Source organism: Bradyrhizobium ingae (assembly GCF_055791185.1).
In genome coordinates this window covers 19,323-33,602 of record NZ_JBVUBB010000030.1, presented here as the reverse complement: position 1 = coordinate 33,602, position 14,280 = coordinate 19,323, and the positions used below count along the sequence as shown (strand labels likewise).

Genomic DNA, 14,280 nt, shown 5'->3' with positions numbered 1-14,280 from the left:
CTACATACTTCGGTTGATGGCTGTGTCGTCAACAGAAAACGGTCGTTGCGGCCTTTTGCCCTTTTTCGGACCATCTTCGCAAGCACAGCTTTAAATCATGTTGCACTGCCGAGGAACTATGATGCGTTTGGCCCTTTACTCCGGAATAATACTGGTTAGCGGTTTCAGCAGTTTGAACCCGGCCTTCGCGGCCGATCCGACCGGCGACTGGCGGGTCGCCGACGGCGTCGCCAATATCCGCGTCGCTCAATGCAATGGCAGCATGTGGGGCGCGGTTTCCTGGGAGAAGACCCCCGGCGGTCGCGACGAGAATAACCCGGATGCGTCAAAAAAGAGCAGACCGACGCTGGGCATGGCGATCCTGATCGACATGAAGAAGACGGCCGGTGCCGACCAGTGGGAGGGCCAAGTCTACAACGCCAAGGACGGCCAGCTTTACGCATCGACCATCACGCCCGCCGGCGCCGACGAACTCGAGATCAAGGGCTGCGTGCTCGGTTTCCTTTGTGGCGGCGAGACCTGGACTCGGGTTGGGCCACCGATCCCGTCGAGTCCCGCCAACAGCATGGCCAAGGGCGCGCCGAAGACCACCGGCGCGGCGCCCAAGACGGCTGCGACCACGCCGCCCGGCGCTCCCAAGAGCGCCGGCGCGAGCGCGAAACCTGGTCAGAAGAGTGCCGCCGATCCCGTCGGCGACATCTGCCTACTCCCTGAGATTGCGGGGTTTGCCCATTAGGGCCGGCTGAAACAGCAGCACGGCGGCAAGCGTCGTCACCAGCGACAGCGCGAGCAGCTTGCCCATGCTGGACGTGCCCGGATGGCTCGACAGCCAGAGGCTGCCGAACGCAGTGGCCGTCGTCAGCGCGCTGAAAAAGATCGCTCGCGTCAGGCTGGTCTGCAGCAGATTTGTCCTGCCGGAGCGCCAAGCCACGACATAGTAGATCTTGAAGGCGACGCCGACGCCGAGCAGCAACGGGAAGGCGACGATATTGGCGAAGTTGAGCGGCAAGCCGATCAGCACGCAGATCTCGAGCGTCACCGCGCCCGCAACCAGGAGCGGCACCAAGGTCATCAGCACGTCGGTGAAGCGCCGCAAGGTGATCCACAACAGCAGGCTGATCACGACCAGCGCATAGATGCCGGCCATGATGAAGGCGCGCACGACGGTATCGCCCGATTTCAGGATCGAGACCGGACCGCCGATCGCGGTCGGCTCCGCTACCAGCACGGCCGCGGCGAATTTGCGCAGGGTGTCGTTGTCGTTTGGATCTCCGCGCGGCAGCGCCTCGACGCGGATCACGCCGTCCTTGCTCTTCCAGGCATTGACCAGATCGGGCGGTAGCGATTTCAGCGTAACCGGCTCGGCCTGCATCGCGTTCCTGAGTTGATCGAACACGATCTTCATTGGCGTGATGAAGACGTCCTGCGCCTTGTTGCGGGTCGCCTCATCCGCGTTGGCGAGCTTCTCGAGCGCATCGGCAAGCCGCCGCGAGGCGACCGCGCCGGGTCCCTTCTCGTTGCCTGCAGTCCTGCGCAAGGCGTCGACCGAGGACTTCAGCGCGTCGACGTTTTCCTGGTCCGATGGCGCAGCATCGACCTGATCCGGGTTGAGCGCGGGGTTGATCACCTTGGCGCCCTGCGCGATCAGCTTCAGCTTCGGCTCCTGATCCGATGGCACGAAGCTGTCGAGTGACATTACTCGCAGCACCTCCGGCAGCTTCTCGAGCTTCGCCTCGACCTGCCTCGCCTGCTCTTCCGAATTGGTCAGCACGTTGATGGCGTTGGCGCCGGTGTTCGGATCCTTGCGCAGGTCAAGGAAGGTCGCGATCGACTCCGCCCTGGGGTTGCGCAGGTTCATCGGGTTGAAGTCGAACTTCATGTAGTAGAGAAGCGGCAGGCCGCCGAGCGCGAGCAGCAATGTGCCGCCGACGATCACGACGCGGTGCGTCTCCAGGAAGCGATCGACCGGCGCCAGGAAGGCGTAGCCCACGGGCTCCTTCTCGCCGGGCGGATTCAAGAGCTTCAATAGCGCCGGCAGCACGGTGATCGAGGAAAAGAACGCCACCAGCATGCCGACGCCAGCGATCTGGCCGAGCTCAGCGATGCCCTTGTAGTCGGTCGGGATGAAGCAGAGGAAGCCGGCCGCCGTCGCCATCGCTGCCAGCGAAAGCGGGATCGCCGAGCGCTTGGCGCCCAGCACAAGCGCAGAAGTGAGATCATCGACCTTGTAGCGCTCCGAGCGATAGCGAACGCTGTACTGGATGCCGAAATCGACGCCGAGACCGACGAACAGCACGGCGAAGGCGATCGACAACAGGTTGAGCGAGCCGACCATCATCAGGCCTGCGGCCGTCGTGATCGCGAGCCCGACGAACAGGTTGACGAACACGGCGAAGATGATCTTCGCCGAATGCAGCGCAAGCCACAGAATGAACAGCACCACGATGACAGTGCCGACGCCGTTGACGACAGCGCCTTCCTGAACCGTCGCATATTCTTCGTTGGCGATCGGGACAGGGCCGGTCAGGCGCACTCGCGCCTGATATTTGGTCGGGAAATCCAGATCGGCCGCAGCTTTCCGGATCGCGTCGGTCGCGTCCTTGCCGGGCTCGAGCGCATTGTAGTCGAGGACCGGCTTGAACTCGATGAAGGCGCGCTTGTCGGAATCGGTCAGCGGCTTGTCGCTGACGAGCTCGCGCCAGGAGAAGATTGCGTTGCCCTTGTTAAGGACGGTCTCGACCGTCTGCGCGATCAGGTTGAACGGACGCTCGGTGTTGTCGAGCTTCACCTGGCCGCGCTTGACGCCGGCAAGGCCGGTCTCCAGCGCGCCGGTGAGACCGCGGATCGAGGGATCGCCCGCCATGATCTCGATCAGGGGCGCTGCGGATTCGAACTGGCCGGTGATCTTGCCGACCTCCTCGGTCGGCAAGAATAACAGCCCGTTCCGCTCGAAGAACTCGCCGGTCCCGAGCTGCTGCGCCGACACGAAGTTGGTCTTGTCATCCTTCAGCTTCGCATAGAGCGCGTCGGCCGCAGCCGTCGTCATCTCGGGCGTCGCCGCCTCGACGACAGCCAAAATAGTGGCGTCACGGTCAAAGGCGCGGTCGAAAGCCTGGTCGCGCTGCCGCCAGTCGAGATTTTGCGCAATCAGCGAGTTGATATCGGTGTTGATGGCGAAATGGCGCGCTGCGTAGTAGCCGGCGCCAACCGCCAGCAGGAGCCCGGCGACAACGACGAGGGTGGCAAATCGGGTGCAGGCTCGGACGATCGCAACGACTATACTTTGCAGCACATCTTTTCTTTCTGGCTTTCAAACAGCTTGCCGGAAACGCCCGCTGTTTATCGGAGTTCCCCGGCGAAACCTATCGCTGTTTTGGGCGGTTTGACCGGTCGGCAGGTTCGAGGAATTGACGGAAGTCAATGACCGTGCGCGCGGGTATAGACGGCCAGTTGAGGCGGTAAAGTGACGAAGGGGTGAGGCTCTTGCCTTAACTTTTCCGCATCATAGTACCGTTAACGGAACCGAGACTGCGTTCCGCCTTTCCTCGCGGCCGTTTTTTTGACACAAGAACCCTGTGCCTCCATGCGCTTGGGGCCAAACGGACGGGGTGGTCAGCTACCGCCGACGCGGAACCAATGGCGTGGATATTGCACTATTGCCAAGTATCGGGGTGGCGCCGGGGACAACTGAACGGATTTGGTGCAACTTGCGTGATGGGCGTCCTATGGAAGTTTATCTAGCGCAGCCGCGCGGCTTTTGTGCCGGCGTGGTGCGTGCAATCGAGATCGTGGAGCGGGCGCTCGAGAAGTACGGCCCGCCCGTCTACGTGCGCCACGAGATCGTACACAATAAATACGTCGTGGAGAGCCTGAAGAAGAAAGGCGCAATCTTCGTCGAGGAGCTGTCCGAGGTTCCGCCGAAGGCGATGACCGTCTTCAGCGCCCATGGTGTGGCGCGCAGCGTCGAGGAAGAAGCTGCCGAGCGCGACCTTCCTGTGCTCAATGCGACCTGCCCCCTGGTCACGAAAGTTCACAATCAGGGGAAGCGATACATCTCGAAAGGCCGTACCCTGATACTGATCGGCCATGCCGGCCATCCCGAGGTGGAGGGAACCATGGGCCAGGTTCCGGGCCCCGTGTTGCTGGTCCAGAGCGTCGAAGAGGTTAAGGCCCTGACGCTGCCGGCCGATCGGCCAGTGGCCTATATCACCCAAACCACGCTGTCGGTGGACGACACCAGGGACATTATCGCGGCCCTTCAGGCCCGGTTTACAGATATTCAAGGCCCCGACATCCGGGATATCTGCTATGCGACACAGAACCGCCAATCTGCGGTAAGGGACTTAAGTAAGCTGGTCGACGTAATCTTGGTGGTGGGCGCCGCCAATAGTTCCAACTCGAACCGGCTCCGCGAAATCGGCACTGAGGCCGGCGTGGCGAGTTATCTGGTCGCCGATGGCCGCGAGCTCAATCCGGAATGGTTGAAAGACGCCAAGACCGTCGGCATCACAGCCGGCGCCTCGGCACCTGAGGTTCTCGTGGATGACGTGATCGAAGCCCTGCGACGGATTGGACCAGTCTCGGTCTCAGTGCTCCCGGGTCGCGAGGAAAACATCGAATTCCGGCTTCCGGCGGAACTCGCCGCAAGCTGACCTCCCTGAATTCAAAGCCCAGAAAGAAACGTGTGATGGCAATACCCTTCTTCAAGGAAATGCGTATCGGCGGCTATTTGCTCAAGCAGAGACTGCTTGGCCGCAAGCGCTATCCGCTCGTGCTGATGCTGGAACCGCTGTTTCGCTGCAATCTCGCCTGCGTCGGCTGCGGCAAGATCGATTATCCGGACGCGATCCTCAACCGCCGCATGACGGCGCAGGAGTGCTGGGACGCCGCCGACGAGTGCGGCGCACCGATGGTGGCGATCCCCGGCGGCGAGCCGCTGATCCACAAGGAGATCGGCGAGATCGTGCGCGGCCTCGTGGCGCGCAAGAAGTTCGTCTCGCTCTGCACCAACGCACTGCTGCTCGAGAAGAAGCTCGACCTGTTCGAGCCCTCCCCGTACCTGTTCTTCTCGGTGCATCTGGACGGCCTGAAGGACCACCACGACAAGGCGGTGTCGCAGAAGGGCGTGTTCGATCGCGCGGTGTCCGCGATCAAAGCGGCGAAGGCGCGCGGATTCACGGTCAATGTCAACGCGACCATCTTCGACGGTCATCCGGCCGAGGAGATCGCGAAGTTCCTCGACCTCACCGTCGAGCTCGGTGTCGGCGTCTCCATGTCGCCGGGCTACGCCTATGAGCGCGCGCCGGACCAGGAGCACTTCCTCAACCGCACCAAGACCAAGAAGCTGTTCCGCGACGTCTTCGCGATGGGCAAGGGCAAGAAGTGGAACTTCATGCATTCCAGCCTGTTCCTGGACTTCCTCGCCGGCAACCAGTCCTACGAGTGCACGCCCTGGGGCATGCCCGCGCGGAACATCTTCGGCTGGCAGAAGCCCTGCTATCTGCTCGGTGAAGGCTACGCAAAAACCTTCAAGGAGCTGATGGACACCACCGACTGGGAGACCTACGGCACCGGCAAGTACGAGAAGTGCGCCGACTGTATGGCCCATTGCGGCTACGAGCCGACGGCAGCCACCGCGGCGTTCAACAATCCGTTCAAGGCGGCCTGGGTCGCGCTGCGCGGTATCAGGACCACCGGCCCGATGGCACCCGAGATCGACCTCTCCAAGCAGCGTCCGGCGCAGTACATCTTCTCGGAGCAGGTCCAGAAGAAGCTCTCCGAGATTCGCCGCGACGAGGCGCTCGCCGCGCAGGAGAAGGCCTCGACCGCCGCGTAACCGCGAGCAGGCCCGAACGAACAAGGCCCGGTCGCCATCGCGACCGGGCCTTTTCGTTTGCTCGAGTCAAACGCCGGGGAAGAAGCGGAGCGGCACGCAGGCTGCGCTCGTCGCCCTTCTTGCTGGCTGCCGGGCAGGCCTCAGTCAAGAAAGTGAAAAACAACCCCATGCAAAGTAGAAACGCAGCGGCCAAACGGCACGATGTCAATTCGGATAAGCCATTGCCATGTCAGCGGCAAACGAGCAACCGCAGCACGCGGAAGTCTCGGTGAAAACGGCCACAGACCGTGTCGATTGGTCAACCCGCCGGAAGTCGCTTGGGAATTACGAAAGTCGCAGTTGGAGCGCCTCCGGACGGCTTGGGCTCGCGCCTGCGGGAAGCGGACACAACGCCGTTGCGTCCCCTGCGTCTGCCTGATCGCCTTCAACTCGAAGGCCGGCGGGAATTGACGATTGTTCCCTCTCGTTGCCACAGATGATCCCCTGTCACTGAAATTATCGTGTCTCACTTCAGGGGTGCAGTCCAGCACTGTCACCGTAGTACCGGCCGTAATACCGGCGCACTCACCGTAATTCCAGGCCGAAAGACCTGCTACCAGCTAAACGTGCTACGCACTTTCCTGACTAGCGATAACAACGATTTCATATGGGCTCCACAAGATCCCCCTAAGGCCACAGGGCCGATCAGCCTAATATCCCAAAAATCTTGCCCACTCGACACAGCTTGGAAAGCGAGCCAATAGAGCGCAAGCGGGAAGAGCACGCTCAAGGTCACTCGAACGACATATCTCTTTATCCAAAGGAAAAGGACCGCCGAGACAACACTGAAGCAAAAATTTTCCATAGCGACGACGACGGCCATATTAGTTTCCCCATCGAGTTACGGTTACGGTGACAGTGCACAAAACTAATCGCCATCGCCATCCTGCTGCGGCTTCGGCCCACGCTTGGCTGGCTTGAGAGGTCGCCCTGTCATTCGTTCAAGGCGAGCGATGAAGCGGTCGTTGCCAAGGGGCCGGCCAATGCTCTCCGCAGCGCGCAGGCGATCGAACAGATCGGCATCGGGCGCGCCGTCGAGAAGATCGGCGAAGCGCGGGAAGCGGTCCCGGATCGGCGCCAGCACTGTCACCCCGTCATCCTTGCCGCGCAGATGCGCGCGTGTGCTCGACCATCGCCAATCCTGCGCGCGCTGCACCAGCCGGGCGCGCACCGGGTTGAGCGAGACGTAGCGCAGCGCCGCCGCGAGATGGTCTTCGTCCATGGCGACCGCGCCGAAGCGGCCTTGCCAGAAATGTCCGGTGCGTTTGCGCCGCGCCTGGATGGCCCCTGCATAGGAACGATGCACACGCGCGAGTGCGCGGCGCAAGCCGTCGGCGTCGGATGGGACCAGGATGAGATGCACGTGGTTCGGCATCAGGCACCAGGCCCACACCTCGACCCCGGCCGCCCGGCAATTCACCGCCAGCAGGTCGCGATAAAGGGCATAGTCGTCATCGCCGAAAAAAGTTCGAGCCCGGCCGTTGCCACGCTGGGTGACGTGGTGCGGATGACCGGGGATGACGACGCGGGCGAGACGAGCCATGCCGCAGCATGCATCGAAAGGCGGGTTGGGTCAATTGAGTGCACTGTCACTGTAATTTCGGAACATCTTCGGCTGGCAGAAGCCCTGCTATCTGCTCGGTGAAGGCTACGCAAAAACCTTCAAGGAGCTGATGGACACCACCGACTGGGAGACCTACGGCACCGGCAAGTACGAGAAGTGCGCCGACTGTATGGCCCATTGCGGCTACGAGCCGACGGCAGCCACCGCGGCGTTCAACAATCCGTTCAAGGCGGCCTGGGTCGCGCTGCGCGGTATCAAGACCACCGGCCCGATGGCACCCGAGATCGACCTCTCCAAGCAGCGTCCGGCGCAGTACATCTTCTCGGAGCAGGTCCAGAAGAAGCTCTCCGAGATTCGCCGCGACGAGGCGCTCGCCGCCGAGCAGAAGGCTTCGACCGCCGCTTAAGCGGCTCGAATCGGCACGAAGGAAAAGGCCCGGTCGCCATCGCGACCGGGCCTTTTCTTTTGTGCGCTTCGAAACCTCTCAGACCGTCTCGGGGACGGGTCCCTCGCTGCCGAGCAGGAAGTCGCGGCTGACGCGTAAGGAGCGCAGGGCGCGGTTGAAGTCGATGCCGGTCGAGACCAGGGCGCGCAGCGTGCCCGGATTGCGCACGACGCCGCGCAAGATGGTCGCCACGTCGATCTGGCCGTTCGGCTTGATCGCCTCGCGCGCCAGCGCCGGCAGGGCGCGGTGGGCGGGATCGCTGATGACCCGGAGGGCGGCGAACGGCAGGTCTGCCTCGGCGGCGTAGGCAGCCGCGATATGGCTCTCCATGTCGACGGCGGCTGCACCTGTTTCCGAATGGAGCGCCGCCTTGCAGGAACGGCCGGTGACCACCTCTTCGGCACCGGCGAGGCGGCCACGCACGACGCGGCGGCGTCCGGAGGTCAGCTTGTCGATGAGATCTTCGCTGAGCGACAGGCCGGCGGCCCAGCGGGCGTCGCCCGCCAGCACCTCGGTCGCCACCACGACGTCGCCCGAGCGAAGTGTGGGATCAAGTCCGCCGGCCACGCCGAACGAGATCACGCCACGGATGCTTTCGGGGTCGACGACCGTCAAAAGCGCCCGCAACTGCGTCGGACTGCTGGAAGAGCAAATAACGGCCATCCCGGGCCCTGCCGCGATGCGGGCCTCCTGAACCAGACCGGTCACAATAAGTATCGGCCGCAGGTCTATTGCATTACCCGCGGAGCCCCCGTCCCCCGTCCCCAAAGTCACATTCCGACCCCTACCACCCTGCTGTTGGTGTTCCGCAAGTTCCGATACCGCGCCAGCGCCCACAGCGGGAAGAACTTCGAGTAACCATGATAGCGTAGATAAAATACACGGGGGAAGCCTGTCGCCGTGTAGCGCTGCTCGTCCCACAGCCCTTTTTGGTTCTGTGTTGCAATCAGGTACTCCACCCCGCGGCCTATGGCCGGATGATCGACTTCACCGGCCGCCATCAGGGCAAGCAAGGCCCATGCCGTTTGCGAGGCGGTCGAGGGAGCAGCCTCCCAGCCCTTGTAATCGAGCCGGTAGCTGACGGCGTCCTCGCCCCAGCCGCCGTCCTTGTTCTGGATCGAGACCAGCCAGTCGGCGGCCTTGCGAATCATCGGGTCGGTGTGGCCGAGGCCGGCCGCGTTCAGAGCACACAGCACCGACCAGGTTCCATAGATGAAATTCATGCCCCAGCGGCCGTACCAGGAGCCCTCCGGGTGCTGGGTCCGGCGCAGATAGGCGACACCATCGGCCACGTGCTTGCTGGTCTTCTCGGTCTCGCCGAGCTGGGCCAGCATCGAGATGCAGCGCGCGGTGACGTCCTCGGTCGGCGGATCGAGCAGCGCGCCATGGTCGGAGAACGGGATGTTGTTCAAATAATATTCAAGGTTGTTCACGTCGAAGGCAGCCCAGCCGCCGTCGTCGCTCTGCATGCCCTCGATCCACTCCCGGCCACGGTCGATCGCGGCGTCATAGCCGGCCGTACCGTGCTCCCGGCGCATGCGATCCATCGACATCACCACCACGGCGGTGTCGTCGAGATCGGGATAGTGGGCGTTGTTGTACTGGAAGGCCCAGCCGCCGGGACGCGTGTCGGGACGCTTCACCGCCCAGTCGCCCTTCACCTCCAGCTCCTGCTTCGGGATCAGCCAGTCGAGGCCCTGCTTGGCGGCCGGCACCGCTGCTGGACCGCCGGCCTCGAGCAGAGCGTGCGCGGTCAGCGTCGTATCCCAGATCGGCGAGACACAGGGCTGGCAATAGGCTTCGTCGTCCTTGATCACGAGCAGCTTGTCGATGCCCCGGCGTGTGGTCGCGCGCGGCGGATAGCTCTCGTCCCTGCCTAGCGCGTCGTACATCATGACGATGTTGGCCATCGGCGGATAGATCGCACCCATGCCGTCCTCGCCGTTCAGCCGCTCCTCGGTGAAGGCGAGCGCCGCATCGATCGCGCGCTTGCGCAGGCTCTTGGGAAACAACGGCTCGATGACGCGCAAGGCCGCATCGAGCGAGCGGAATAGCACGAACCAGGCCATGCTCTGGTGCGGCGCCTTGGCGGTCATGCCGATCGACCGCGGATCTTGCAGGAACAGCTCGTCGATGCCGACGCCTTTGGGATTCCGTGCGCGCGGCTTGAGCGCCGCGAGCACCATCAGCGGCACCATGGTGGTGCGCGCCCAATAGGAGATCTTGTTGAGGTGGAACGGCGACCAGAATGGCAACAGCACGATCTCCACCGGCAGCACTGGCACCGCGCGCCAGCTCACGACGCCGAACATCGCAAGCGTGAAACGGGTGAAGACGTTGCTGTTGATCGCGCCGCCGCGCGAACGGATCGCCTCGCGCGCACGCACCATGTGCGGCGCGTCGACGGAATCACCGATCATCTTGAGCGCGAAGTAAGCTTTCACGCTCGCGCTCATGTCGAATTCACCGTCATGCACCAGCGGCCAGCCGCCATGGGCGCCCTGCACGCGGCGCAGATAATTACCGATCTTGGCTTCGAGCACGGCGTCGATCGGCTCGGCGAGATGGTGCCGCAGCAGGATGTACTCCGCCGGAATCGTGCAGTCGGCCTCGAGCTCGAACACCCAATGGCCGTCGGATTGCTGGAAGCCGAGCAACCCTTGCGTGGCCGACGCAATGCTCGATTCCAAGACTTCGCGGTTGGTCGCGTTCTTGTTCACGGAATGCATCTCGCTCGATATCTCCGATAGTTGCTGGGATAATTGACCGGGACCAAAGCCCGTCAGGTCCGCTGTGCGGCCAGGACCAAATCGGCGGCGCGATCGCCGGACCGGACCGATCCCTCAATGGTTGCTGGCAAGCCCGTAGCAGTCCAGTCGCCGGCAAGAAACAGGTTTTTCAGCGTGGTGACCGGCCCGGGACGCAGGGCATTCTGCTCGGGCGTGGCGGCAAAGGTGGCGCGGCGCTCTCGCACGATCTGCCAGGGGGGCAATTCGGGAGGCAATTCGCCGGCAATGCCGCCCGCCTTGCAGACCTCGTTCCAAATCGTCTGCGCGAGCTCTTCGCGCGGCATCTCGACCAGCCGGTCGCCATTGCTGATGGTGACGGACAGCCGGTTCGGGAACGCGAACAGCCATTCGACGACGCCGCCGATCACGCCCAGAATTGGCGCCGAGCCCGGCGGCGGCTCAAAGCGGAAATGCGCGTTCACGATGGCGCGAAATTGCGTCGGGGTTTTCAGGCCGGGCAGCAGCGAGGCGGCGGCGCGTGGCGGTACCGCCATCACGATCACGTCGTCGGGCCCGATCGCGACGACATCCTCGCCGCCGAAATTGAGCGCGCCGACCTTGCCGTCGGTGGTCGCGTACGAACGCAGCTCATGACCGAGCTGCACGGAGTGACCGCGCTCGGTCAGGAACTTCACCGCAGGCTCGATCAGCACGGCACTCAGGCCATCGCGCGCGATCAGCGGACGGCAGGCCTGGCCGCCGGCAAGCAGCGTTTCGCGCACGATCGCGCCGGCAAGCCCCGCCGAGCCTTCGGGAGGATCGACGTTGAGCGCCGCAAGCAACAGCGGCTGCACCAGGCGCTGATACAGCACGCCCTCGCAGGGGATCGCCTTGCCGACCAGCGTCTCCTCCGACGCCCAGATCAGCGGCGCGAGCTTGAGATAGTCGGTCAGTCCGGTGTCGGGGACACGACGGCTCTCGTCGAACACCCAACCCGGCAGGCGGCTGTCGCCGAGATCGAGCTGCCAGCGCTGCCCGGTCTTCAGATCAACGAAGGGAAACTGCGCACGCGCCGGGCCCACCAGCCCCGCCTCGCTGCCGATCGAGCGCGCATAGGCGAGCGCGTGGCGATTGCCCGACAACAACAGATGGTTGCCATTGTCGATGACGAGATTGGTCGCGCCGTCGAAATAGGAACGGCAGCGGCCGCCGGCCTGCTGCGTCGCCTCGTGCACGGCGACCTTGAAGCCGGCATTGGCAAGCCGCACGGCGGCAGAGAGGCCGGAAATGCCGGCGCCGATGATGTGAGCTGTCTTTTGCATCAGAAAAAAGCGTAACGGAGAAGGATGGCGATACGTGCGACCTTGGACACACGCACCGGCGCGCGGGGCGCGGCAAAGCCGCGTTCGAGCAGGAGGTCCAGAATGGCGTGATAATATTTCGACATGATCCGCGGCGCGCGCACCGCGCGGCGCTTGTTGCGCGCCATGATCTCGTCCGACTTCTCGAAATGCGCCTTTGCGCGCTGGGCGAGTGGCAGGCAAACCTTCGGCAGCGCGCGCTCGGCGATGACGCGGGTCGGATCGTTGGAGGTGATGCCGGCATGCATCAGGCCCTCACGCGGCAGGTAGAGCCGGCCGAGGCCTGCGTCCTCGTCGATGTCGCGCAGGATGTTGGTGAGCTGGAGCGCGCGGCCGAGGTGATGTGCGAGCAGGATGCCGTCCTCTTCCGGCATGCCGAACACCCGCACCGACAGGCGTCCCACGGCACTCGCGACGCGATCGCAGTAAAGATCAAGGACTGCCATGTCGGGTGCGCGGATGTCCTGCGGCACGTCCATCTCCATGCCATCGACGATGGCGAGGAAATCCTCCCGCTTCAGCCCGAAGGTCTTCACCGAGGCGACGTAGTCGGCGAGCCGTGCCGGCGGATGGCCCTGATAGAGCGCGTCGATGTCGTTGCGCCATTCCTGAAGAGCAGCGAGGCGTTCATCGCGCGGGCCGTCGGAATCGGCGATGTCGTCGACCTGACGGCAGAAGCTGTAAATCTGGAACATCGCCTCGCGCTGGTCGCGCGGCAGGATGCGCATCGCGGCGTAGAACGAGCTGCCGGATGCGGTCGAGCCATAATTGGCGCCGGGCGAGGTCGCCTCAAGCGTCATGGGCAGGCCCCGGATTGGAGATTGGCCTGCGCCCGAAGGCGCGACGGCCGATTTCACCAGCGATGCCGGCGAGGCTGAAGGTGAGGAGCTCGAGCTTGTTCAGATGCACGCGCTCGCGCAGGGGATCGCGCACCTTCAGGAGGCGCACGATGCGGTCGGCATAGGCCTGGATCACCGAGATATCGACGCCCAGGCGGAAGTCCCGCACCTCGGCGGAAAGCGACTTGCTATCGTTCAGGAGCTCTTCGTTGCGAGCGGCGAGCGCCTGGAGACAGGCCAGCATCTGCGGCGGCGAATGATCGCCGCCAAGCTGCTCGACCGCGGCGCCGCTTGCGGCCAGCGCATCGCGCGGCAGGTAGACGCGGTTGAGCGCGCGAAAATCCTTGCCGCAATCCTGGAGGTGGTTGTTGATCTGCAAGGCGGCGCAGAGCGCATCCGACGCAACCCAGGTCGAGGTCGCCTCGCCGTGCACGTCGAGCATGAAGCGGCCGACCGGCATCGCCGAGTAGCGGCAGTAGTGAATGACCTCGTCCCAGGTCTCGTAGCGCAGTTTCGTCACGTCCATGCGGAACGCGATCAGCACGTCGAGCGCATGGCGCGGCGACATACCGCGCTCGGCCAGCGCGCGGCGGAGAATGACGGCCTCGGCCTGCGTATCGCCATTGCCGTTGAGCTCGGCCTCGAGCAAGTCGAGATAGGCGAGCTTCTCTTCAGGCGGCAACGTCGCATGGTCGGCGATGTCGTCGGCCGTGCGAACGAAATTGTAGAAGGCGAGGATCAGCGCGCGGTGACGCGGATGAATGATCCACGACGCGACGGGAAAATTCTCGTCGCGGTCACCCTTGCCGGATCGCAATTCGCTCGCAGAAGTCATTGGGGACTGGTTAACAATCGTCTGAACAGGAAGGCTTTTTTCGGCGCGCCGGCCCAAGCCGTCGCGGCCCCCATATAGGGGAATATGCCCGCAAAACCAACCTGTCTCGCGGGTCCCCTGCCCTCAGAATCGACGCCGCCGCAAAGGCGGGCCCGTGAACGCTCCACGGGCCACGCGAAAGCTTACTGGTTGTGGGTCTTCAGGACCTGATCGCAGGCCTGCGAGATCTTGGCCCGATTCTCCTTCAGGCAGGCCAGAATCGTGAAATCGCCCTGATCGATGACCGGACGGCAGAATTTCTGCACGTCGCGCGTGCAGGCCTTCTGCTCTTCGGCCGTGCCGCGTCCCTGCTGGGGCTGTTGGGCAAATGCCGCGGTCGAAAGGGATGCCGACAGCAGGGTGAGAGCGAGGAGAAATTTACGCATGGTAGTCCTTCATTCTGACGGCAGAATCTCTCCGTTCCCGGACAGCACAGGGCGGACGACCGGAGCGGATTGTTCTGATGGCGTTGCCGCGGAGCGCGCAGCAGTGGAGACAGCACAAGCACTGGTAAATGCGGCCAAATTGGCACCAAATCCACCAGATAGCGCCTTCGCAGGGCTCTCATTGGCAGATGTAAGAGATTGATACTA

At 63.5% G+C, this 14,280-nt stretch carries 11 protein-coding genes and 1 pseudogene; 4 read left to right on the top strand and 8 right to left on the bottom strand.

Annotation, left to right across the window (positions count from 1 at the left end):
• The first annotated feature begins 121 nt into the window (after positions 1–121).
• Positions 122–736 carry a DUF2147 domain-containing protein gene (locus ACV1FX_RS31075; protein WP_473121353.1) on the top strand — a complete coding sequence of 205 codons (615 nt, stop codon included), beginning with the start codon at positions 122–124 and terminating at the stop codon, positions 734–736.
• Here ACV1FX_RS31075 and hpnN read toward each other — a convergent pair.
• The gene (hpnN, locus tag ACV1FX_RS31070) at positions 704–3,292 is read right to left on the bottom strand and encodes a hopanoid transporter HpnN (RefSeq protein WP_473121352.1); all 2,589 of its coding nucleotides are present in this window, start codon (positions 3,290–3,292) and stop codon (positions 704–706) included. The two genes, ACV1FX_RS31075 and hpnN, sit on opposite strands and share 33 nt — an antisense overlap.
• A gap of 433 nt (positions 3,293–3,725) precedes the next feature.
• Between hpnN and ispH the strand changes: the two genes are divergently transcribed.
• Together ispH and hpnH are read left to right on the top strand one after the other, a co-directional pair.
• Positions 3,726–4,652 (top strand): 4-hydroxy-3-methylbut-2-enyl diphosphate reductase, encoded by a 927-nt coding sequence (ispH, locus tag ACV1FX_RS31065; protein ID WP_473121412.1) that lies wholly within the window; start codon positions 3,726–3,728, stop codon positions 4,650–4,652.
• Positions 4,653–4,687: 35 nt separating this feature from the next.
• Positions 4,688–5,836, top strand: coding sequence for an adenosyl-hopene transferase HpnH (hpnH, locus tag ACV1FX_RS31060; protein ID WP_473121351.1), 1,149 nt, complete (start codon positions 4,688–4,690; stop codon positions 5,834–5,836).
• A gap of 907 nt (positions 5,837–6,743) precedes the next feature.
• Here hpnH and ACV1FX_RS31055 read toward each other — a convergent pair.
• Complete coding sequence (locus ACV1FX_RS31055) at positions 6,744–7,418, bottom strand: transposase (RefSeq protein ID WP_473121350.1); 675 nt, start codon at positions 7,416–7,418, stop codon at positions 6,744–6,746.
• 58 nt (positions 7,419–7,476) lie between these two features.
• Between ACV1FX_RS31055 and ACV1FX_RS31050 the strand changes: the two are divergent.
• Positions 7,477–7,845, top strand: a pseudogene (locus ACV1FX_RS31050) (DUF3463 domain-containing protein); the annotation flags it as partial.
• A gap of 78 nt (positions 7,846–7,923) precedes the next feature.
• On the opposite strand, the gene ACV1FX_RS31045 reads toward ACV1FX_RS31050, so the two are convergent.
• The 6 genes from ACV1FX_RS31045 to ACV1FX_RS31020 all read right to left on the bottom strand — a co-directional run bounded on the left by ACV1FX_RS31045 (position 7,924) and on the right by ACV1FX_RS31020 (position 14,073).
• Positions 7,924–8,658, bottom strand: coding sequence for a phosphorylase (locus ACV1FX_RS31045; RefSeq protein WP_473121349.1), 735 nt, complete (start codon positions 8,656–8,658; stop codon positions 7,924–7,926).
• Positions 8,655–10,613 carry a squalene--hopene cyclase gene (shc, locus tag ACV1FX_RS31040; protein WP_473121348.1) on the bottom strand — a complete coding sequence of 653 codons (1,959 nt, stop codon included), beginning with the start codon at positions 10,611–10,613 and terminating at the stop codon, positions 8,655–8,657. Before shc ends, ACV1FX_RS31045 begins: the two co-directional genes overlap by 4 nt.
• A gap of 53 nt (positions 10,614–10,666) precedes the next feature.
• A complete protein-coding gene (gene hpnE / locus ACV1FX_RS31035; protein ID WP_473121347.1) occupies positions 10,667–11,935 on the bottom strand; it encodes a hydroxysqualene dehydroxylase HpnE in 1,269 nt (422 codons plus the stop codon).
• Entirely contained in the window at positions 11,935–12,774 is an 840-nt protein-coding gene (hpnD, locus tag ACV1FX_RS31030) for a presqualene diphosphate synthase HpnD (protein ID WP_473121346.1), read from the bottom strand. Before hpnD ends, hpnE begins: the two co-directional genes overlap by 1 nt.
• A complete protein-coding gene (hpnC, locus tag ACV1FX_RS31025) occupies positions 12,764–13,648 on the bottom strand; it encodes a squalene synthase HpnC (RefSeq protein ID WP_473121345.1) in 885 nt (294 codons plus the stop codon). The genes hpnD and hpnC overlap by 11 nt, the downstream gene beginning before the upstream one ends.
• A 182-nt stretch (positions 13,649–13,830) precedes the next feature.
• Positions 13,831–14,073, bottom strand: a complete 243-nt coding sequence (locus tag ACV1FX_RS31020) for a hypothetical protein (RefSeq protein ID WP_284267304.1) — start codon at positions 14,071–14,073, stop codon at positions 13,831–13,833.
• Positions 14,074–14,280 lie beyond the last annotated feature (207 nt).

Coding starts and splice junctions, on each gene's coding strand:
- ACV1FX_RS31075 (WP_473121353.1), top strand. CDS start 122: ATGCGTTTGGCCCTTTACTCCGGAATAATACTGGTTAGCGGTTTCAGC.
- ispH (WP_473121412.1), top strand. CDS start 3,726: ATGGAAGTTTATCTAGCGCAGCCGCGCGGCTTTTGTGCCGGCGTGGTG.
- hpnH (WP_473121351.1), top strand. CDS start 4,688: ATGGCAATACCCTTCTTCAAGGAAATGCGTATCGGCGGCTATTTGCTC.
- ACV1FX_RS31055 (WP_473121350.1), bottom strand. CDS start 7,418: ATGGCTCGTCTCGCCCGCGTCGTCATCCCCGGTCATCCGCACCACGTC.
- shc (WP_473121348.1), bottom strand. CDS start 10,613: ATGCATTCCGTGAACAAGAACGCGACCAACCGCGAAGTCTTGGAATCG.
- hpnE (WP_473121347.1), bottom strand. CDS start 11,935: ATGCAAAAGACAGCTCACATCATCGGCGCCGGCATTTCCGGCCTCTCT.
- hpnD (WP_473121346.1), bottom strand. CDS start 12,774: ATGACGCTTGAGGCGACCTCGCCCGGCGCCAATTATGGCTCGACCGCA.
- hpnC (WP_473121345.1), bottom strand. CDS start 13,648: ATGACTTCTGCGAGCGAATTGCGATCCGGCAAGGGTGACCGCGACGAG.
- ACV1FX_RS31020 (WP_284267304.1), bottom strand. CDS start 14,073: ATGCGTAAATTTCTCCTCGCTCTCACCCTGCTGTCGGCATCCCTTTCG.